This is a genomic window from Olavius algarvensis spirochete endosymbiont (assembly GCA_900608495.1).
Classification (GTDB): domain Bacteria; phylum Spirochaetota; class Spirochaetia; order DSM-2461; family DSM-2461; genus UBA2779.
The window spans coordinates 1-19,885 of record UWYT01000082.1 but is presented as its reverse complement, the minus strand read 5'-3'; the positions used below and the strand labels follow the sequence as shown (position 1 = coordinate 19,885).

Genomic DNA, 19,885 nt, shown 5'->3' with positions numbered 1-19,885 from the left:
TAGAGGACTACAAACGAATAGATCATAGACTTATGATGGGCAACCTGCTGCCAATGGCGATTTATCATCTTGACCATGGGTGCATTGTTAGCACATTCTTACGATTTTAACAATATTTCTCAGTGGCCAGTGTTTGAATGTCGGTATGCTATCAAGCAAGTAGCATCAGCGATTTTCCGCTCACCCCAACCAGAGCTCAATCGGCAGCCAATTAGCCCGCATATCTTCAGCAAACCGCAGCTGGAAAAAGCCAGACCCAAAACAACCCGCGATAAGGGGATTATTCTGAGCACCAAGGAATTGTGCCTTCCTAAGATGGTTAGTATATAACATACTGAACTTGGGCAATGGGCATTAGGAGGGCTTATGCGGACTATTATTCAAGGTGGAACTATTGTTGGAGCGGGAGATACTGTTGCCGCCGATGTTCTGGTAGAGGACGAGAAAATCGCGGCCATTGGCAAGTTGAGCGGGCGGAGGCGTCTGGATGATAAGGTTATCGATGCCAGAGGTCTTCTTGTAATGCCTGGAGGTATCGATCCCCACACCCATCTGGATATGCCATTCGGTGGAACGAGGTCTACCGACGATTTTTTTACCGGACATAAAGCCGCTGCCTTTGGCGGCACTACCACTCATATTGACTTTGCCATTCAGAGAAAGGGTGAAAGTTTGATTGATGGCATAAGAACCTGGAAGGCGAAGGCAGAGGGTAAGGCAGTTATAGATTATTCCTTCCATATCTCTGTTGCTGACCCCACGGATGAAACGATTGCCGAAATTCCCAGGCTGAATAGGGAGGGAGTTTCGAGCATAAAGGTGTTTTTAGCCTATAAGAACGTATTTCAGATGGATGACACGACATTTCTCAAGATTTTGGGAGTTGCTGGTGAGGTAGGGATACTCACTTTGGTTCACGCTGAGAATGGCGATGCGGTTGCTCTGATTAGCGAGAAACTACTGGCTGAGGGGAAAAACGATATGAAGTATCACAATGTGGCCCATTCAGCAGTGATAGAAGCCGAAGCCATGAGCAGGGCCGTAGATTTTGTGGAAATAACAGGTTCTCCCCTCTACATAGTCCATGTGGCTTCGGGGCAGGGCTTACAGGCAGTACGCCGCGGACGCTTGAAAGGTTTGCCTGTAATGGCCGAAACTTGTTCTCAGTATCTTACGTTGACCGATAAGGCCATAGAAACCGGCGGTTTTGAGGGCGCAAAATACATCTGTTCACCGCCGCCCAAGACGGCCTGGGACCAAAGTATAATTCATGAATGTCTTGCCGATGGAACAATACAAACAGTGGCCACGGATCATTGCCCGTTCTGGTTCGATGGAACTAAAAAGGGTCGATTTGCGGGTAAGGAACTTGGAAGGTCTTCCTGGGCCAAGGTTCCCAACGGTGTCCCCGGCATAGAGGACCGGTTTACAGTACTTTGGCACGTAGGGGTTAATAGCGGTCTTATTGGCCCGGAGCGTTTTGTAGCCTTAGCATCTACGAATGCGGCTAAGATTTTTGGTTTATATCCAAGAAAAGGTACTATTTCTGTTGGTTCTGACGCAGATATAGTGCTTTTCGATCCAAATAAGAAGCACAAAATCAGCGCTGGCACTCATCATATGAATGTTGATTACAACGTCTATGAGGGATTAGAAGTGAAAGGTTGGCCGGTTCAGGTTTTTGTTCGAGGTCGGTTGCTTGTGGAAGATGGGGAGTGGTTGGGGGAGGCGGGCTTCGGTAAATTCATTTCCAGGACGGAAATGGGGAGAGTACTTTGATCGGTACGGATTTCCAATGATTGTGAAGACTTCAAATGATTAGGAATGCCCAACTGGAACATTTGCACGTCGATGGGGATAGACTGCGCACAACTATCGAAATTTCCTCTAGAATCGGTGGTACGAAGAACAACGGCATCCAGCGTTGTGCGGCAACGGATGAGGATAAGAGGATGCGCGATATATTTACTAAATGGGTTAGGGAAACTGGATGTGAACTGATAATCGACGAAATGGGCAATATGTTTGCCGTTCGTCCAGGTAGGGATAGGAAACGCGGCGCGGTTATGGCGGGTTCCCATCTGGATACTCAGAAACCTGGTGGTCGTTTCGATGGCATCCTCGGTGTTCTAGGAGCTCTCGAGGCGATGCGAAGTATAAATGATGCCGGCATTGAGCTCGAGAGAGATTTCATAGTGGTTAACTGGACAAACGAGGAGGGGGGATGGTTCGCCCCTGCCTGCATGGGTTCGGGAGTTTGGGCAGGGAATATCACCAAAGAGTGGGCTTATGGGAGAAAGGATCGCGATGGAAAAACGGTTTTTGGCGAAGAACTAGCTCGTATAGGCTACATGGGGGATTTTCCTTGCGATCATAGGAAGTGGAATATCGAGACTGCCTACGAATTGCACATCGAACAGGGTCCGATTCTTTGGAAAATGAAGAAGCAGATTGGCGCACCAAGGGGAATACTTTGCTTGCATTGGTATGATGTTTACTTGGAGGGTACCGCTAATCAGGTTGGACCCACCCCGATGGAAGGCAGGAACGATGCTCTCCTGGCTTTTAGCGAGATGTGTCAAACGGTCAACAAAGTGGCCCATCAAATGGGCGATATGGTTGCAACTGTCGGCGAGATACAGAACTACCCGAATAGCCGCAACATCATTCCCAGCAGGGTGCATTTTACCGTGGATATCAGAAGCTGGGACGATAATCACGCACTTAGAGCTTGGCAGTTAATGAAAAGAGAGTTCGAGATTATTGCCGAGCGGCTGGGATGTCAGATTCGAAGCGAAGAATTTTGGAAGGTAGAATCTGCGTCTTTCGATCAGAAATTGGTGGATCTGGTGTTGGAATCCGCCGAAGAACTTGGTATTGGCAGCCTTCGCATGTTGTCAGGCGCCGGACATGATATGAGCGAGATAAACAAGGTAACTCGGGGTGCGATGATCTTTGTACCGAGCATCGGGGGGCGAAGTCATGTCGAGGTTGAGAACACAGCATGGGATGACTGCGTTAGAGGTGCTGACGTTTTACTTCGTTGCATACTTAAAAGCAGTCAGTAGGAATGCTGGCTCGTTTTCCCTCTCGGCTTGAACCACATTCAATCGCTGGTTTATTCAGCTTCTTTTCTTTAAATGCTGGTCTATTTAAGCATATCTGCCGCTGCCATACCGATTTCGTTCCCGGGGCCTAATTCGATTGCCTTTTTCAAGCTCACCTCGCTATCCTCTCCTAGTCCAGCCAGGCTATAAGCCGAAAGCAGCCATGCTGCCTGAGTCGCATCCTCATCGCTTGGGTTCGTAAGCAGGTAGTTCGAGATTGTCTTGTCGGCCTGCTCATACTCCATACTCTCAAGGTACATTATTGCCATCATAATCGTGTATTCGCCAAGAAAGGAATCATCTTCAGTAGGATTAACAGCCATCAGAGCCTTTCGAGCCAGTTTAGGATTGCCAAGTATTTGTTCGGCAATGCCATGACGGAAAATACACTCTCGTTGAGCGGCCCCTGATTCCCATAGCGAGCCCTTTTTGAAAGTCTCCCGAGCGCCAATGAAATCGCCGGCTTCCATTAACCCGAGCCCATCCTCGAGGTAATTCGCAGATTCATCTTCCCAAGTGATGAAATCGTCGGAATCTAGCGCCGCTGCGCGGACTGCTGCAGCGGTATTATGTGTATCATTGGGATTTCTGATAATCAAAGTTGAGAATTTGGAACCAATAATCTGGCGGAGATTGCCCTTCTTCGGGTTATTGCCAATGAGTTCGAAACTGGCGTAAATGCCTGCTTGCGTGAGCGTCACTCTCCTGCCGTCGGTGGTAAGCTCTGCAAAACCATGATTGGATAGACGAATAGAGCAGTCCTTCGGGATGACATCTCCAATGTATAATTGTTGCCAATCACCCTGTTTTTCGCGATATTCAAGTTTACCATCCAAAAAATCGACCTTAAGATTTGTCGCACTCAAGGGTATGGTTGCACAAACAAGCATCCCTATGGTCATAAAAAGTTTTTGCCGGTTCATAACCCTATTAGTATACACCATGATTCCAACCACGACAAAAACAAAAACCGCCGAGAATCTAAACAAAGATACTTCGGCGGTTTATACATAGTTATTCACTTCTTACGGTGATAGACATGGGACTTGATTCAGGTGACTTATTCAAGGTTACCGAAAGAACTCCGTTTTTCATGGCGGCTTCAATCTGGTTTTTGTCAACTTTCTCGGGGAGCACAAAGCTTCGCTTCATATGCCTCTGCCTTCTCTCCCGGTAATGCCAAGTTGTATCATCGTTTTTCTTTTCAGCATCCTCAAGAACTTTTGTCTCAATTACCAGAAGATTTCCTTCAATTCTCACGTCCACGTCCTCTGCCGAGAACCCCGGAAGATTGCCTTTAATCACATAGGCATTTTTTGTTTCCGAGATATCGACGCCGAAACCAACTTGAGCAAAATCGACATCGTAAATCCGGTTAAAAAAGCAATCCATCTCGTCAAGTAAGCCAAGTGGCGTTCTGTTAGTTAAATAATTCATAATATCCTCCTTGTCTAATCAATTCGACAAAGATATATACGCACCTTTCGTGCCAAAAATTTAACCTTTTTGGCGGATTTGAGTTAAAGTATTACTATACAAAAGATTAGTAGACATATATGAGTTTCATATGCACCTTGCACAATGTATTAAACTTCCAGCGATTGGCGAAAGACGCAGATTGTCGGGTAGTTATGAGGCAGTGGGACGAGCGATAAACCAATATGGATCAAAAATACCCAATTCATGTTAATTGTGTCGGGAAATGTGTTTCAAAGCGGCCTTGCGCCTGGAAATGCGGACTGTGTAGCATTATGAATCGGCTAATTGTGGGTTAGCAGGGTTGAGTTTCGGGACGTTTAGGAATCAATCAGCTAGAGCTGCGATTGAAGACTTTTGAAAATATGCCGAAAAGATCCTGTGCATTGTTTTCATTCACGTGGCTGATTTCACGGATTTTTTTTGAACGATAACGAACGAGCTGTTCAGGCGTCTTGGTCATGAGAATTTTGAGATCTTTGATTATTGTATGCTTGATTTCATTGGCACTGAACTTAGGGTTTATGTGTGCGCCGCCAGGAGCTTCTGGAATGATGCCGTGTATTATGCCAAAATCTTTCACATTCTGGGCGCTTACCTTCAGTATCTCGGCTGCTTCCTTGGCACGTTCGGCATCGCGAAGAAGAATCGAGGCAAAGCCCTCGGGACTGATAACCGAATAAATTGAATTTTCAAGCATGTAGAATTTGTCGCCAACGCCGATGGCAAGTGCACCGCCGGAGCCGCCTTCGCCGATTATGAAACAGATTATTGGCGATTTCAGCACACTGAATTCCTTGAGGTTGACAGCAATCGCTTCGCCAATACCACGTTCTTCGGAGTGGATGCCGGGATAGGCTCCGGCGGTGTCGATGAAAGTAACCACCGGACGGTTAAATTTCTCTGCTTGTTTTGCCAAACGCAGCGCCTTTCGATAGCCCTCGGGATAGGCCCAGCCGTAATTCCGAGCGATGTTTTCTTTCATGTTATGGCCTCGCTGATGGCCAATAAAGGTGATGGGTTTGTCCTCAATAATACCTATTCCACCAATTATGGCTGGATCATCACCAAAATGTCGATCGCCATGGAGTTCGACAAAGTCATCACAGATCAGGCTGATATAATCCAGCGTATTGGGCCTATCTATGCGTCTGGCCAACTGAACCTTGTCCCAGGTATCATCTGTTTTGGATGTGTATTTGGATTTCAGACCGTCTAACTCGCGGGAGATATCGATATTCTCTTTCTTCGCGAGCACCCTTATTTCTTCGATTTTGTTCTCTATCGACAACTCATCCATATTAAATCTCTCCGCATTATTCCTTATTTCCGCATTATGCCATATTCCACTTGATGGGTTTTCAGCAGAAAGCTAAGTGTTTTCTTCAATCTTTCTCTCGGAACAATCATATCTACAAAACCCTTCTCCTGCTGAAACTCTGAGCGCTGGAATTCCTTTGGAAGCTTCTTTTTCAATGTGCCCTCTATAACTCGTGGGCCTGCAAAACCAATTAATGCTTTGGGCTCTGCAATGATTACGTCGCCTAGCATAGCGAAACTTGCAGTGACCCCTCCTGTGGTGGGATGTGTCAGTACGATAAAAAGTGCTATGCTGAGTCCGCTTAACAAAGCAGCCGCATTTGAAGTTTTCGCCATTTGCATCAAAGAGAAGATGCCTTCCTGCATTCGTGCGCCTCCCGAGGAGGTTATCAGAATCACCGGGGTACTGTCTTTGGCACCCCTTAGTATCGCACGGGTTATTTTTTCGCCCACAACGGAACCCATACTACCACCTAGAAATTGAAACGACATAACACCGAGTACGGCCCTGTGGCCTTCGATTGTTCCAATTCCTGTCACAACAGCGTCGTTTAGACCCGCCTTGCCTCGGGCTTGGTCAAGCTTTTCTTCGTAACCATTTAACTTGATTGGATTTTGGCTGGTGAGATCTTGCGAGAATTCAATGAAGCTGTCCTTATCCACCAGAGTGCTGATGCGATCGTAGGGATGCATGGGCATGTGGAAGCCACATTCGGGGCAAACCTGGAAATTTCTGATTAGGCTATTTCGTTTGATTTCGCTGTGACATTCCTGACATAGTTCATCCGTAAGCAGAGCGAAGGCTTTGGGTAACTGACCACGGTTCTTTTTCTTTTTACGGCCGAATTCTATCACTCTAGTTACTCCATCATTTTTACTAGCTTCATGCGAGTCTGTGGAAGACTACTCCGTTTCAATTAGTTTCTCGTAAAGTCCGCTTCCGAAATGGCCGCTGCGAAACTGGGGCGATTCAAGCAGGATAAACTGTTCCGCTATATTTGTCCTGATTCCCTCGATTCTGGTTTCCCGTAGAGCTCTAGACATCCGGGCAAGTCCCCGTTTCCTGTCAGGGGCCCATACAAGGATTTTCGCTATCATTGAATCATAGTGAGGAGAAACCTTATAGCCTGGATACAGGAAGCTGTCTGTCCTTACAAAGGGCCCGCCAGGTGGGACAAAATCACTAACCGTTCCAGGTGTCAGCGCATTGATTCGCGCTTCAAGCGCGTAGCCATTGATAGCAATAGATTCTTGGGAAATATCCATCTTACCTTCGCTGCAGGCTAAAATCTGCTCTCTGATCAGGTCCACACCCGTTATCAATTCGGTAACCGGGTGTTCCACTTGAATTCGCGTGTTTACTTCCATAAAATAATGCTTGTTGTCTTCCACGAGAAATTCAACAGTTGCAGCGCCCGCGTAGTTCAGTTTCTTGAAGAGGCGTAGAACATCCTTTCGCATGATTTCACGTAATTCATCGTTGACAGCCGAAGAAGGGCTCTCTTCCAGCAGTTTTTGATATTTTTTTTGCACCGTACAATCTCGTTCTCCGAGGTAGATTACCTCGTTTCTACCATCTGAGAGCACTTGAATCTCAACATGGCGAGGGTTTTCAAGATAACGCTCAAGGAATATTGTTCCGTCGGAGAAAAAGCTAAGAGCCTCGGCGGAGGCAATTCGGATGTTTTCTTCCAATTCCACCTGGTTGCGAATGATTCTCATACCCCTACCCCCTCCGCCAGCAGCGGCCTTAACTATCAGAGGTGTGTCAATCTCCGTGGCAATTCTGATTGCCTCATCTATATTTTCGACTGGTCCGTCGCTGCCGGGTGTAATGGGGAGTCCTGCTGAGCAGGCTATTTCACGAGCTTGAATTTTGTTGCCTAAGAGTTTGATTGTACCTGGTTCAGCTCCGATGAATATGAGGCCGGATTTCCTCACGGCGGCCGCGAATTCTGCATTCTCGGACAGAAAACCAACACCGGGATGGATGGCGTCGCAGTTGGTGGACATCGCGGCGGTTAACAGGGCGTTCTGATTCAGATAGCTCTGTGCCGAGGGAGGCGGCCCGATGCAGACAGCCTGATCAGCCATTTTCACATGGAGAGCATCTGCATCCGCCTGGGAAAAAACGGCCACCGACCGCAGTCCCATTTCCTGACAGGTTCGAATGATTCTGACAGCTATTTCACCTCTGTTTGCAATCATCAGGGAACGGATCACGTTCTGCGCACCTCGAAAAGCGGTTCTCCGTATTCAACCATCTGACCGTTTTCCGCCAGTATCCGAACAATTTCGCAGGCAAATTCGGCCTCCAGTTTATTCATTATTTTCATAGCTTCGATGATGCACATGGAATCGCCAGCGTCAATCACAGAACCTTCCTCCACAAAGGGCGGTGAATCTGGACCGGGTGATCGATAGAAGGAACCTACGATTGGTGCGTTGACAGTCTCGCTGTCATCTTTTCCTGTACTGTGTTTGTTTTCGGAATCGTGCACCGCTGTGGTTACCTGTGGTTTCTCATGTGAATAGGTGGGTGCGGCTGTGTTCTGCTTTGGCGCTAAATTCGATCTATCGCTTCTAAGAGAAATCTTAAATCCTTCGAATTCCAATTTAAGGGATCCCAGCTTGCACTCTTTGAATTTTTCCATTAGTTCAAAAATCTGTTTCTGATTCATGGATTCGCTTTTCCTTCTCGAGGTATACAATGTGTCATGAATACTATTCATTTCGCCGACTTGATGTCAATATTGACAGAATTCGCGAATATGTAAATAATCCACTTCTGGAGTACCTATGACAGCAGGAATCGTATCGGTAGGGAGTTATATTCCCCCTCGGCGAGTAGGCAACGATGAACTTTCGAGAAACCTCGATACCTCTGATGAATGGATACGTTCACATACCGGAATTAGCAACAGGCATATCGCCTCCGATGAGGAGACTTGCTCATACATGGCAATTCAGGCGGCTAGGATGGCAATGGAGAATGCCAACGTAAGTGAAAAAGAATTGGATTTCATCATCGTTGCCACTATTACACCGGATTACCGTGATTTTCCGGCCACCGCAAATCTGGTACAATACGAACTTGGGGCCGGAAATATTTGCTCGTTCGATATCAAAGCCGCCTGCACCGGATTTATTTATGGCCTTGTACTGGGGCGTTCCCTGATCCTAAGCGGTACTGTAACAACAGGGCTGGTTATCGGTGCGGAAAAGCTCTCCGCGATAATAGATTGGGAAGACCGAAGTACCGCGGTTCTCTTTGGAGATGGCGCGGGAGCTGCAATCCTAAGGAGCGGAGAAAGAGACGAGAACATCGTGGACAGCATAATGCGAACTGATGGAAGCGGCGCCGATGCTCTCTATATGCCGACTGGAGGCACTTCCACACCCTTCAAATTGGGAGAAACCACGGAGTCGGAACTCTACCTGAACATGGATGGACAGCGAGTATATAACTTCGCAGTAAAGGTGAATGTGGAGGTAGTGAGAGATTTGATGCTTCGAAATTCACTGACTAGTGCAGATATTGATTACATTGTTCCTCACCAGGCGAACTATCGAATAATTCATGCCGCATCCAAACGGGCAAATATTCCACTCGAAAAGTATTATTTGAATATAGATGAGTATGCAAATACCTCTTCTGCTTCGATACCGATCGCTCTGGCGGAAATGAACAGTAAGGGCATTTTGAAGAAGGGTATGAAAATAATCACTGTCGGTTTCGGGAGCGGACTGACTTATGGGGGAAATTACATAGTATGGTAGCTAGTCTAGGCATCGCTCCCGGGAGCGAGTTTAACCGCGAAGTTCATTGTATGGGAGTGACGATTCATGTTGCTTGAAGGAAAAAAAGTTCTTGTAACCGGCGGAGCTCAGGGCATTGGTAAAGAAATTATCATGAAATGTTTGAGAGAGGGCGCGTCGGTTCATTATTGTGATTTCAACGAGAGTCCATTCAAGGCTGAGATGGAGCGAGCAGGACGCGAGCCGGTGATATTTCATTCCGCAGATATTACGGTGGAGGAAAAGGTGGTGGCGTTGGTTAAAAAGGTTTGCGCGGATGGCAAGCTGGATGTTCTTGTAAACAACGCCGGGATTACGCGCGATGGGATGGTTTTCCGAATGCCGCTGGAGCAGTGGGAATCGGTGATAAAAGTAAATTTAACCGGTGCCTTCCTTGTGGCGCGCGAGGTATCGGCCTTTATGGCCCTGAAGCAGAAATCGGGCAGTATCATCAACATGGTTTCGGTTGTGGGGCAGATGGGTAACGCGGGTCAAACCAATTATTCGGCGTCCAAGGCCGGTTTAATAGGCTTCACAAAGAGCCTGGCAAAGGAAACGGCTAAAAGACACGTGAGGGTAAATGCTGTTGCTCCGGGTTTCATTGCTACCGCAATGACCGATAAACTGTCTGACGAAGTTAAAACCGAATATGCCAAGGCAATTCCTTTGGGGCGAATGGGAGTGGCTGAGGACGTTGCCAATACAGTGCTCTACCTTGCTAGCGATTTATCTTCCTATGTTACAGGACAGGTAATCAGGGTAGATGGGGGATTGGTGATGTAATGGAGAGGAAACAAGTTGTCGTAACCGGACTTGGGACAGTTAATCCACTTGGACATGGTGTTGAGGATACCTGGAAGGCGCTGAGTGCCGGTAGAAGTGGTATCGATACCATCAAGTCCTTCGACACCGGGGAATATACTTGCAAAATCGCCGGCGAGGTGAAAGATTTCGATCCGACAGTTTGGATTGACAAAAAAGAGGTGCGAAAACTTGGCCGTTTTTCACAGTTTGCGCTCGCCGGAGCGGCGCAGGCTATAGAGGATGCAAGTTTGAGTAAGGACGGCGTGGATCCGGAGCGGGTGGGCATAATCCTGGGGAATGGAATTGGCGGGTTTGAGGTGGCTGAATTAGGCGTACGACAGTTGATATCCCAGGGTCCCCGAGGGGTTTCTCCGATGACCATCCCCAAATTGATTATTAATGAGGGCGCTGCAAATATTGCTATCCGCCACAGCTTTTTTGGACCTTGTTATACGGTGGTGACTGCCTGCACATCGGCTACCGATGCCATCGGGACAGCGCTCAACTCGATTAGAGTTGGGCAGATAGATGTTGCCATAAGCGGCGGTATGGAGGCAGCGGTTACACCCTTTGGTATATCCTGTTTCATAAAACTCACGGCTCTTTCCACCAAATACAACGACAGGCCAAGCATTGCAAGTCGCCCCTTCGACAAGGGTAGGGATGGTTTCGTAATGGGTGAAGGAGCTGGCATTCTGGTACTTGAAGAGAAACAGCACGCTCTTAATCGAAAAGCAAGAATCTACGCGGAAGTGGCTGGATATGGAGGCAGCTGCGACGCATATCACCTTACTAGTCCGGATGCGAAGGGTATTGGACCTGCGAGAGCGATGATATGGGCTTTGAAAGATGCCGTGATGGAACCCTCGCAGATTGATTACCTCAACGCACATGGCACCTCTACTCCCACCAACGATCCGCTTGAAACCATTGCAATTAAGAAGGCCTTCGGTAGCCATGCCTATAAAATGCCCATTTCATCGACAAAATCAATGACGGCACATCTGATTGGTGGTGCGGGTGGCCTGGAGGCGATAATCAGTATTATGGCCCTTCGCGAGGGTTTCATCCCTCCTACGATCAACCTGAATAATCCCGATGAAGGCTGCGATTTGGATTATGTTCCCCACGTGGGTAGAAAGGCTTCACTGGAGGCGGTTATGTCGGATAATTTGGGTTTTGGCGGCCATAATGGCGCGTTGATATTTAAAAAGTTCAAGGAGTAACAAAAATGGCATTCAAGAACATTGAGGATTTACTACCCCACAGGCCGCCTTTTTTATATGTCGACAAGTTGGATGAAGTTAGCGACAAGCACGTCGTTGGAACTCGCAAATACACGAATGAGGATTATTTCTTCATGGGGCATTTTCCTGACTATCCTGTTGTACCCGGAGTTGTGCTGGTGGAATCCATGGCTCAGTGCGGAGGAGCGGGCGTTGCCCAATCTGGTATTCTTGGCGATAAGCTTTTTTTCCTGGCTACGGTAGACAAGGTTAAATTTCGGAAACAGGTGTTGCCAGGTGATGAGGTGCGCTTTGAGATTCAAAATGTTCAGATTAGCGCACGCGGAATCCGTCAGAGCGGCAAGGCTTATGTTGGAAAAGAATTAGCGGCTGAGGCCTCATGGCTATGCCTGCTGGGTCCAGGAAAGGGGAGGAATTAGAATATGCTTATCGAACCCAAGATTATTGGCGGGGTCTGCCTTAGCGCTCATCCCCTCGGTTTGAAAAAAGCTCTGGAGCAACAGATTGAATATGTCAAGGAGGCAGGTGAAATTACTATGCCCAAGCGAGTGCTGGTTTTGGGTGGCTCGACTGGCTATGGACTTGCAACTCGCATTTCGTCCGCGTTTGGAGGTTGCGCCGGCACCATAAATATTTCCCTTGAGAGGGTGCCCACGGAGAAAAAACCGGCGAGCCCGGGCTGGTATAGCAACATGTACTTCGATGAGGCAGCCAAGAAGGAAGGCCTTATTGCGGAGAGTTTGAACGCGGATGCTTTCGCCCATGAAACTCGGTTGACAGTGATTGATAAGATTCGTGAGCTGTTCGGCCAGGTGGACTTGGTGGTGTACTCCCTTGCCTCTCCTGCGCGCAAAGACCCGAATAGCAATGAAATCTACAAGTCGGTGCTCAAGCCTCTGGGGAAAACTTACACTGCGAAATCAGTGGATTTCATTAGAAAAACGGTTGCCGAGGTTAGTATAGAAGCCGCTACTGAGGAGGAGGAGTTAAATACGGTTAAAGTTATGGGAGGCGGAGATTGGATGCTTTGGATTAACGCTCTTTTGGAAGCCAATGTTCTGGCGGAGGGGGCAAAAAGCATCGCTTACTCGTACATTGGGCCGGAAATCACTTATGCGATTTATCGGTCGGGTACGATAGGATCCGCTAAAGAAAATTTGGAGAAAACCGCTGGCGCCTTAGATTCAATGTTGAAATCTATCGGTGGTGAGGCATTTGTATCTGTGAACAAGGCCCTGGTTACCCGAGCGAGTTCTGTAATCCCGGTTGTACCTCTTTACATCTCTCTACTTTATAAGATTATGAAGGAAAAGGGCATTCACGAGGGCTGTATTGAGCAGATGTATCGCATGCTAAGAACCAAAATATATGGTCCAAATGGTACGTTGAGGGATGAAAATGGACTAGTTCACATGGATGACTGGGAGATGAGAAAGGATGTTCAGGATTTAATTGGAGCCAGGTGGGACAAGATTAATAACGAGAACCTTGAATCGCTAACAGATATAAAAGGTTTCAGGGAGGATTTTATGCGCTTGCATGGGTTTGACTGGCCCAGTGTGGATTATGGCGCTGATGTCAATCCCATGGGCTGACACATGGGCAAGTTTTGTTTATTAGTGTGAAATAGACGCCGGCATGCCAAAGGCTATCAATCATGAACTGAGAAGAAAAGTGATTCTTCGACGGGCTTTTAAGCTTTTCGCTCAGAAGGGTTACCGGAACACAAACCTGTCCGATCTAGCCATAACCTGCAATATTTCGAGGCCTTCCTTGTATTTGTATTTTCGGGACAAGGAAGAGATTTTTACCTATGCAATTAAATACTATACGGATGAGATGTTCTTGGATTACAAGGATGAGGCAGAATTGTCCGGCCCAGTGCTTGTTCATATCCGAAAAATTGTTGGAAACATTGTTTTTAAGAGCTGGTTGAATCGAGATTTCATTGCCAGCCTGGGTGATTATCTCGTTCAAAAGAGACACGAGGGTAAAAATTTTCCTGAAATAATTCGCCGGCGAACCTTGAAACTTGATCACTTATTTAGAAGAATGCTTCGGGAAGGTGTTGAGAGGGGAGAACTTCGCTCGATTCAAGTCGGCGCCACTGCGATGCAAATCCTTGATTTAATCCAGGCATATCTCTTTAAACTGGCTATTATAAGGGCTGCCGATCCAAGACAGACTATTTCAGTAATAGAAGTCTTTTTAGGAAGCCTGGCGCTCTAGATTGAAACTTTTCCCTTGAAATCTGGCAGTTCTCGATTTACAATAACCTTCCTAGTATGGTTGATAATATTTTAGCAGATATTGAAGTGGCTTCGGGTAGAAGTCCTGCGGATTTGGTGCTGAGTAAGGGCAGAATCCTTGATGTTTTTACCGGCGCTCTTATTCCGGGCGACTTAGCGATAAGAGGCGAGCGAATTGTTGCTATTGGTAAGGGTTATCATGGTTTAGTGGAAGAGGATTTGAACAACAGGATTGTTGTTCCAGGGCTAATCGATGCTCATGTTCATATTGAAAGCTCCTTGCAGGGGCCTGGCGGTTTTGTGGATTTAACGGTGCCGAGGGGCACCACTACGGTGATTGCCGATCCCCATGAGATTGCAAATGTTCGGGGTATTGCTGGGATTCGCTGGATGCTGGAAGTTTCGGAGAACTTACCCCAGTCGATTTTTCTAATGCTACCCTCATGCGTACCGGCGACGAAATTTGAGGATTCTGGAGCCGAGTTGACGGCATCCGACTTGAAAATCCTCATCGGACATCCGAGAGTGCTTGGTTTGGGTGAAGTGATGGATTATTCGGCGGTGGCGGCAGCAGAAAAGAGCATAGTGGAAAAAGTAGCTATGGCACATCTGGCCGGTAAACGGATCGATGGGCATAGCCCGAAGATGAGCGGAAGTGAACTAGCCGCTTACAGCGTTGCGGGTATCGGAACCGATCATGAGTGTACTGATATCGAAGAAATGAACGAAAAGCTTCGCATGGGGATGCGCATTCTTATACGAGAGGGAACTGCCACGCGGGATCTTGTGAATCTTATAAATGGCATTGGAGGCGGAGCGGGGCGGAGATGTGCATTTTGTACGGACGATAAACTTCCAAGCGATATCTTGACGGAGGGGCATATCGATTTCAATGTACGGGAAGCTATTCATCATGGTGTGCCACCAGTGGAGGCAATTCGCTTGGCAACCCTGAATGGTGCCGAAACTTTCGGTCTGGAGGACAGAGGAGCCCTTTGTCCTAATCGCCGTGCGGATATGGTGGTGCTGAAAGGCGAACTCGCAGACTTCACTGTGGATATGGTTTATCAAGGAGGGAAATTGGTTGCGGAGGGTGGAAAACTAACCTGTAAACTGCCCCAATCTGACAACCGACCCGTGCGAGATACAGTGCGAATTGCCAGATTGGATTCTTCTGGCTTGGAGTTGAAACTGAAATCAAAGCGGGCAAGAGTAATATCCCTGGTAGCTGGCAGCCTTATTACCGAGAACTCTGTGTTAGAGGTTTCGGTGAATGAAAGGGGTTTGTTTGTGGCTGAATCAGATTTGTTGAAGTTGGCCTTGGTTGAGCGGCATAAAGCCAGTGGACGCATTGGTTTAGGTATTCTTAAGGGATATGGTCTCTCCGGCGGTGCGATTGCAAGCAGTATTGCGCACGACTCCCATAACTTAATCTGCGTGGGTGATGATGATGCGGCGATGTTAGCGGCGCTATATGCTCTTGAAGCATCCGGCGGCGGTATCTCGCTCGCGGCCACAGGCGGACAGTTGCTTGGCGTCTTACCTATGCCGCTTGGTGGTCTGATGACCGACGAAGCAAGCGATATTACAGCCAAGAAGCTTAACGAATTAATCGATTTGGCCCATGGGAAACTTGGCGTCCCTGAGGAATTGGACCCCTTTATGCCATTGAGCTTCCTGGCTCTGCCTGTAATTCCCAACTTAAAACTAACCGTTCGAGGTCTATTCGATGTACAAGCCTATGACTTCACGCCTATAGACGTCTAAAAACCTGGAATGCGGGTGTCCATTCATCATTGATGAGATTTCTCAGTTGGAACCGAATGCCGTTGACGAATCAACTCAAGCTTAATCCAGTTATCTCATTCATATAGAATTTGCTCCCAAGTTAGTGAGTTTCTCGTTCGTGAAGATTCCATACTATCCGTTTTGCATAGCGCATTTCAGCCTTTCTATCCTCTAATTGTTTTGTGGATAAATATTTAAATCTCAGTGATAGATTCCGGCTTATCTATTATTCATCCTTTTCCAGAGCGTCCAAAGTGAGACAAAAAATAGGATAATTACTTATTTCATATATAGATAAGCTTCCTGGCACGAAGCTTGCCGGATTATTCATTATCAGGAGTTGAATGATGATGAAAACGGAAAACTTTAATTTTACCCTCGGTGAACATCCGGATTTTAAACTAATCCCTGAGGAAGTTGGCGCGGGAGATGTGGTGATAATCCATCTTACTGGTATGCTCGATACTTACAATTCGGATTTTTTCAGGATTCAGATTTCAAAGGTTATAGACGGAGGTTATGTAAACATTGTTATTGACGCAACTGAAACTACCTACATGACTAGTGCGGGAATTGGCGCTTTTGCTGCTCTGCTGAGAGCGGTTCGAAAGAGGGACGGATCACTGGTTATCTTCGGGATACCCAAGAAGATTTTTGAAGTCTTCAAACTTCTTGGTTTCGCTTCTTTCTTTCATTTCTGTACTACGCGGGAGGAGGCGCTGCGCAGTGTGAATATTGAATCTTCTCCGATTGATGTATTCCCTGTTACGATAACCTGCCCTGTTTGTTTCAGGAAGCTGGAGGCGGCAAAGCCAGGACGACTTAGTTGTCCTTTCTGCAATACACCTCTAAGTGTCAACGATAGCGGTGAGATGCAGCTTGGCTAGGAAAAATGTAATGGCCAGAGTTAGGAACAAGCACTGATGCAGCAGATTCGTTAGGCGGATTCCTGGACCCTCATGTCGAGCTACTCTGCGCCGGGCTTTGAAGGCGACTGGCAGAAACAATAAGCTGAGAAGGCTCTGTACAGGGTAGAGTTTCAGTACTACGAGAGCGACTATGGCAATTAGACTACAGACTAGTAAGGAGTCATAGAGGAAGAGTGCCCATCGATGCCCGATCCTATTGCTCAGTGATCCAATGTTGATCCTGCTATCCTCTTCTAAATCTCTCATCTCGTTGCTAATCATCAGGGCGGGAATTAGTAGAGACAGCGGCAAGCCAAAAAGTATTGGATTCCAGCTGAAGTTTTTGGCAATTGGATAGTATGCTCCTAGATTCATCAGCGGCCCCATAAGTATGAAGGAGAGAATTGCCCCGAGACCCTTGTTTTTGTAAACGATGGGCTCTCCTGTATAACCGTAAGAACCCACCAATCCCAATAAACCGATTAGGAGCATTGGCCACGAGCTGATGTATGTCAGATAGAGCCCGATTAAACCGGCTAAACCGAGTGCCGCTATACCTGATAGAAACACAAAAACATCAAAGGGAGTTCTATCCTTCTTTAGAAATCGCACTGTAACCGCCGAGGGCACTGCAGGATTTTCGTATTTGAACGATCCTTCAAAATAGTCATTAATTAGATTTGCACCTAATTGGGCTGCAAGTCCGGCCACAGTAATTAGCAGGATGAGTAAAACTACCTTGGGCGTTTCAAGTGCGGCCAGGGAGCCATCGTGCCAGGAGGCAATTATTCCCATGCTGGTGGAGGCAATAGCCAAGCTTAGGGAGAATACACGGCTGGCGTGGATGAATTCTTTGGCGTATAGAACGGTATTTTTCAGCATAAACGGTTTTTTATTGGATTCTAGTAATAATATGGTGTATAATGAAGTTATGCGCAGGAAAATCTTGAGCTTGGAGAAATGGTGGACTTCGCGATTTGGATGGTTTCTTATAGGTTTTGCCAGCCTGCTTTGGTTTTTCATAAGGAGCGGACCAAAACCGTCTAGGTCGACTTATCCCTGTCAGCGGATGGCTTCGGCAAATGCGGTCCTTTGGCTCAGTACGGTTTTCGTTCCCTTAGCTGGTATTAGCCGAGCCGGCAGGCGTTTCCTGTGGCTCATCTGCGTCTTTGTGAGTGTGGGAATCATATATTTTACTACCAATGCCCCGATCGTTGCCAATTCGCTTACCCGGTTCGGGACTGGAGCATCAATGGGAGAGATGAATCTGGTGATTGAAACACGAGAGGCAGCTGGTTTGAGAGCTTCCACTGTATATGCCAACCGGGCCGGGACAGATGCCGGGACAGGCTTTGCTCGACTTATCGAGCTGATGGAGCAGGATGGCCAAAACTTTTATGCTCGAGACGAAGTTCCTGGGATTGTCGCCCATAACGATGTGGTAATTATCAAGGTAAATTCTCAATGGGATTCCAGAGGTGGCACGAACAGCGATTTGGTAGCGGCCATTGTGAAGGGCATAGTTATGCACCCAGATGGCTTTAGAGGTGAGATAGTCATTGCGGATAATGGCCAGGCTCAATATGGTTCGGATGGGGATGGGGGCAGGCTTGATTGGGAGAAAAACAATGCGACAGACAAATCCTTATCCTATGTGGATGTGGAGCGCAGGTTCTCAAAGCAGTATCGGGTGTCAACATATCTTTGGGACGCCATCACACTGACAAAGGTAGAAGAATACGCCGATGGGGACGATCGAGATGGTTACATTGTAGCCGATATGCCTTCAAGCAAGACTGGTATTATTGTCAGCTATCCTAAATTTGCAACTGAATATGGCACGAAGGTGAGCTTTGCCAAGGGTATATGGGATGGAAGTGTATATGATTCGAGCCGTCTGAAAATAATCAATGTACCCGTTCTCAAAAGCCATTTCATTTATGGGGCAACGGGTGCGGTAAAGCATTATATGGGTGTAGTTTCCAATAGACTTACAAAGCATAATGCTCATAGGAAAGTAGGAACAGGGGGAATGGGAACTCAGATGGCGCAAACCCGAATGCCCGATTTGAACATTCTTGATGCAATTTGGGTGAATGCAAGACCGAAAAATGGTCCTTCAACTCCTTATGAGAATGCGGATTTAGCAGGAATAATTGCGGCCAGTCGGGATCCTGTTGCCTTGGATGTATGGGGAGCTACGGAAATTCTGATGCAAACAGCGAGACTGCAAAATTATGGAGATACGAAGTCAATGGATCCAACTAGCAGAACGAAGGGTTCCTTTGGACATTGGCTATCTTTGAGCATGGACGAAATGAGGCGTGCTGGTTTCAATGTTACCAACGATATTGACGAAATCCGCGTGCTGTTCGAAGACGCTTTCCCGATAGAGTCTCCTAGACGCTGATGCCGATGAGCACCACCAGGGAATGAGCTTGCAGACGATAATGAGTGGCATCACCGACGGCTTGTTCCTGCCCTGGTTCGAGTATATCTTTCGGGCTGGATTGGGCGGTATCAACCACGCGAACCCAGATTTGTCCTTCATGCGGTTGTGGAATTAGGAAGCGTATAGCCTTTTTCGTGGCATTGAAGAACATACAGATGTCGACATCATCAGCTTCGGCATGGATTTCCTTGCGGCTTCCATCGATTCGAAGCCCGAGTATGTTTTCGGCTCTGTTCCAGTTCATCGGCTTTCCGTTTTCGCAAAACCAACCTATGTCGGGTACTTCGTTGTTGCTGAAATCGCGGCCTTTGAAAAAATCTTGGCGTTGGAGTGCGGGATGGGCGTTGCGAAAGCCTATCAGGAGTCGCACAAAGCGATGAGTGTCGGGATGGCGTTTAATCAGTGAATAATCAAGCCAGCTAATCGGATTGTTTTGGCAGTAGGCGTTGTTGTTTCCATTTTGGGTACGGTGAAATTCATCGCCTCCGAGAAGCATCGGTGTGCCGCTCGAGAGGAGGAGGGTGCCTAGGAAGTTGTGAATCATTCGGCTGCGGATTTGGTTTATTTTTCGGTTTTTCGTGGGTCCTTCAATTCCCCAATTTTTGCTTATGTTGTTGTTGCTGCCATCGCGGTTTTCTTCACCATTTGCCTGGTTATGTTTTTTCTCGTAGGATACTAAATCGGCGAGGGTAAACCCGTCGTGAGCGGTGATGTAGTTGATGCTATGGTATGGCTT

18 protein-coding genes and 1 pseudogene are annotated in these 19,885 nt (G+C 47.2%); 11 read left to right on the top strand and 8 right to left on the bottom strand.

Annotated features, from left to right (window positions below; all coding sequences use genetic code 11):
* Positions 1-366: 366 nt before the first annotated feature.
* Both hydA and S1OALGB6SA_RS01915 read left to right on the top strand, forming a co-directional pair.
* Entirely contained in the window at positions 367-1,779 is a 1,413-nt protein-coding gene (hydA, locus tag S1OALGB6SA_RS01920; RefSeq protein ID WP_124032372.1) for a dihydropyrimidinase, read from the top strand.
* A 35-nt stretch (positions 1,780-1,814) separates the two neighbouring features.
* Positions 1,815-3,068, top strand: coding sequence for a M20 family metallo-hydrolase (locus S1OALGB6SA_RS01915; RefSeq protein ID WP_124032371.1), 1,254 nt, complete (start codon positions 1,815-1,817; stop codon positions 3,066-3,068).
* Between the two features lie 80 nt (positions 3,069-3,148).
* Here S1OALGB6SA_RS01915 and S1OALGB6SA_RS01910 read toward each other — a convergent pair whose 3' ends face one another.
* The 6 genes from S1OALGB6SA_RS01910 to accB form a co-directional block, all read right to left on the bottom strand.
* Entirely contained in the window at positions 3,149-4,096 is a 948-nt protein-coding gene (locus S1OALGB6SA_RS01910; protein WP_124032370.1) for a FecR family protein, read from the bottom strand.
* A 25-nt stretch (positions 4,097-4,121) separates the two neighbouring features.
* The gene (locus tag S1OALGB6SA_RS01905) at positions 4,122-4,544 is read right to left on the bottom strand and encodes an Hsp20/alpha crystallin family protein (RefSeq protein ID WP_052080330.1); all 423 of its coding nucleotides are present in this window, start codon (positions 4,542-4,544) and stop codon (positions 4,122-4,124) included.
* Positions 4,545-4,914: 370 nt separating this feature from the next.
* Positions 4,915-5,883 carry an acetyl-CoA carboxylase carboxyltransferase subunit alpha gene (locus tag S1OALGB6SA_RS01900; RefSeq protein WP_037564805.1) on the bottom strand — a complete coding sequence of 323 codons (969 nt, stop codon included), beginning with the start codon at positions 5,881-5,883 and terminating at the stop codon, positions 4,915-4,917.
* A 23-nt stretch (positions 5,884-5,906) separates the two neighbouring features.
* Entirely contained in the window at positions 5,907-6,758 is an 852-nt protein-coding gene (gene accD, locus S1OALGB6SA_RS01895; RefSeq protein WP_306766972.1) for an acetyl-CoA carboxylase, carboxyltransferase subunit beta, read from the bottom strand.
* Positions 6,759-6,806: 48 nt separating this feature from the next.
* The gene (locus S1OALGB6SA_RS01890; protein ID WP_503465863.1) at positions 6,807-8,111 is read right to left on the bottom strand and encodes an acetyl-CoA carboxylase biotin carboxylase subunit; all 1,305 of its coding nucleotides are present in this window, start codon (positions 8,109-8,111) and stop codon (positions 6,807-6,809) included.
* An 11-nt stretch (positions 8,112-8,122) separates the two neighbouring features.
* Positions 8,123-8,635, bottom strand: a complete 513-nt coding sequence (gene accB, locus S1OALGB6SA_RS01885) for an acetyl-CoA carboxylase biotin carboxyl carrier protein (RefSeq protein WP_230204362.1) — start codon at positions 8,633-8,635, stop codon at positions 8,123-8,125.
* 67 nt (positions 8,636-8,702) lie between these two features.
* Here accB and S1OALGB6SA_RS01880 point away from each other — a divergent pair, with 67 nt between their 5' ends.
* From S1OALGB6SA_RS01880 to S1OALGB6SA_RS01845, 8 genes are all read left to right on the top strand, one after another.
* Entirely contained in the window at positions 8,703-9,683 is a 981-nt protein-coding gene (locus S1OALGB6SA_RS01880) for a beta-ketoacyl-ACP synthase III (RefSeq protein ID WP_037564810.1), read from the top strand.
* A 66-nt stretch (positions 9,684-9,749) separates the two neighbouring features.
* A complete protein-coding gene (locus S1OALGB6SA_RS01875; RefSeq protein WP_037564812.1) occupies positions 9,750-10,484 on the top strand; it encodes a beta-ketoacyl-ACP reductase in 735 nt (244 codons plus the stop codon).
* Positions 10,484-11,731, top strand: a complete 1,248-nt coding sequence (fabF, locus tag S1OALGB6SA_RS01870) for a beta-ketoacyl-ACP synthase II (RefSeq protein WP_037564814.1) — start codon at positions 10,484-10,486, stop codon at positions 11,729-11,731. The genes S1OALGB6SA_RS01875 and fabF overlap by 1 nt, the downstream gene beginning before the upstream one ends.
* A 5-nt stretch (positions 11,732-11,736) precedes the next feature.
* Entirely contained in the window at positions 11,737-12,171 is a 435-nt protein-coding gene (fabZ, locus tag S1OALGB6SA_RS01865; protein ID WP_037564816.1) for a 3-hydroxyacyl-ACP dehydratase FabZ, read from the top strand.
* 3 nt (positions 12,172-12,174) lie between these two features.
* Positions 12,175-13,347: an enoyl-ACP reductase FabV gene (gene fabV, locus S1OALGB6SA_RS01860; RefSeq protein WP_037564818.1), complete on the top strand. Its 1,173-nt coding sequence runs from the start codon at positions 12,175-12,177 to the stop codon at positions 13,345-13,347.
* 43 nt (positions 13,348-13,390) lie between these two features.
* Positions 13,391-13,981, top strand: coding sequence for a TetR/AcrR family transcriptional regulator (locus S1OALGB6SA_RS01855; RefSeq protein WP_052080331.1), 591 nt, complete (start codon positions 13,391-13,393; stop codon positions 13,979-13,981).
* A gap of 56 nt (positions 13,982-14,037) precedes the next feature.
* The gene (gene ade / locus S1OALGB6SA_RS01850; RefSeq protein ID WP_037564820.1) at positions 14,038-15,768 is read left to right on the top strand and encodes an adenine deaminase; all 1,731 of its coding nucleotides are present in this window, start codon (positions 14,038-14,040) and stop codon (positions 15,766-15,768) included.
* Between the two features lie 365 nt (positions 15,769-16,133).
* Positions 16,134-16,676: an STAS domain-containing protein gene (locus tag S1OALGB6SA_RS01845; RefSeq protein ID WP_081950187.1), complete on the top strand. Its 543-nt coding sequence runs from the start codon at positions 16,134-16,136 to the stop codon at positions 16,674-16,676.
* On the opposite strand, the gene S1OALGB6SA_RS01840 is transcribed toward S1OALGB6SA_RS01845, so the two are convergent.
* Complete coding sequence (locus S1OALGB6SA_RS01840) at positions 16,638-17,579, bottom strand: prenyltransferase (RefSeq protein ID WP_077067654.1); 942 nt, start codon at positions 17,577-17,579, stop codon at positions 16,638-16,640. The genes S1OALGB6SA_RS01845 and S1OALGB6SA_RS01840 overlap by 39 nt on opposite strands.
* Before the next feature lie 31 nt (positions 17,580-17,610).
* Here S1OALGB6SA_RS01840 and S1OALGB6SA_RS01835 point away from each other — a divergent pair, with 31 nt between their 5' ends.
* Entirely contained in the window at positions 17,611-19,107 is a 1,497-nt protein-coding gene (locus S1OALGB6SA_RS01835) for a DUF362 domain-containing protein (RefSeq protein ID WP_195910240.1), read from the top strand.
* Here S1OALGB6SA_RS01835 and S1OALGB6SA_RS10025 read toward each other — a convergent pair.
* Positions 19,097-19,885, bottom strand: a pseudogene (locus S1OALGB6SA_RS10025) (glycogen debranching enzyme); the annotation flags it as partial. The gene S1OALGB6SA_RS01835 and the pseudogene S1OALGB6SA_RS10025 overlap by 11 nt on opposite strands.

Bases quoted from the DNA above. Each gene is read 5' to 3' on its own strand.
- fabZ (WP_037564816.1), top strand. From the start codon at position 11,737: ATGGCATTCAAGAACATTGAGGATTTACTACCCCACAGGCCGCCTTTT.
- accB (WP_230204362.1), bottom strand. From the start codon at position 8,635: ATGAATAGTATTCATGACACATTGTATACCTCGAGAAGGAAAAGCGAA.
- S1OALGB6SA_RS01835 (WP_195910240.1), top strand. From the start codon at position 17,611: ATGGTGTATAATGAAGTTATGCGCAGGAAAATCTTGAGCTTGGAGAAA.
- S1OALGB6SA_RS01915 (WP_124032371.1), top strand. From the start codon at position 1,815: ATGATTAGGAATGCCCAACTGGAACATTTGCACGTCGATGGGGATAGA.
- ade (WP_037564820.1), top strand. From the start codon at position 14,038: ATGGTTGATAATATTTTAGCAGATATTGAAGTGGCTTCGGGTAGAAGT.
- S1OALGB6SA_RS01905 (WP_052080330.1), bottom strand. From the start codon at position 4,544: ATGAATTATTTAACTAACAGAACGCCACTTGGCTTACTTGACGAGATG.
- hydA (WP_124032372.1), top strand. From the start codon at position 367: ATGCGGACTATTATTCAAGGTGGAACTATTGTTGGAGCGGGAGATACT.
- S1OALGB6SA_RS01875 (WP_037564812.1), top strand. From the start codon at position 9,750: ATGTTGCTTGAAGGAAAAAAAGTTCTTGTAACCGGCGGAGCTCAGGGC.
- S1OALGB6SA_RS01890 (WP_503465863.1), bottom strand. From the start codon at position 8,111: ATGATTGCAAACAGAGGTGAAATAGCTGTCAGAATCATTCGAACCTGT.
- S1OALGB6SA_RS01855 (WP_052080331.1), top strand. From the start codon at position 13,391: ATGCCAAAGGCTATCAATCATGAACTGAGAAGAAAAGTGATTCTTCGA.
- S1OALGB6SA_RS01900 (WP_037564805.1), bottom strand. From the start codon at position 5,883: ATGGATGAGTTGTCGATAGAGAACAAAATCGAAGAAATAAGGGTGCTC.
- S1OALGB6SA_RS01845 (WP_081950187.1), top strand. From the start codon at position 16,134: ATGATGATGAAAACGGAAAACTTTAATTTTACCCTCGGTGAACATCCG.
- S1OALGB6SA_RS01880 (WP_037564810.1), top strand. From the start codon at position 8,703: ATGACAGCAGGAATCGTATCGGTAGGGAGTTATATTCCCCCTCGGCGA.
- fabV (WP_037564818.1), top strand. From the start codon at position 12,175: ATGCTTATCGAACCCAAGATTATTGGCGGGGTCTGCCTTAGCGCTCAT.
- fabF (WP_037564814.1), top strand. From the start codon at position 10,484: ATGGAGAGGAAACAAGTTGTCGTAACCGGACTTGGGACAGTTAATCCA.
- S1OALGB6SA_RS01840 (WP_077067654.1), bottom strand. From the start codon at position 17,579: ATGCTGAAAAATACCGTTCTATACGCCAAAGAATTCATCCACGCCAGC.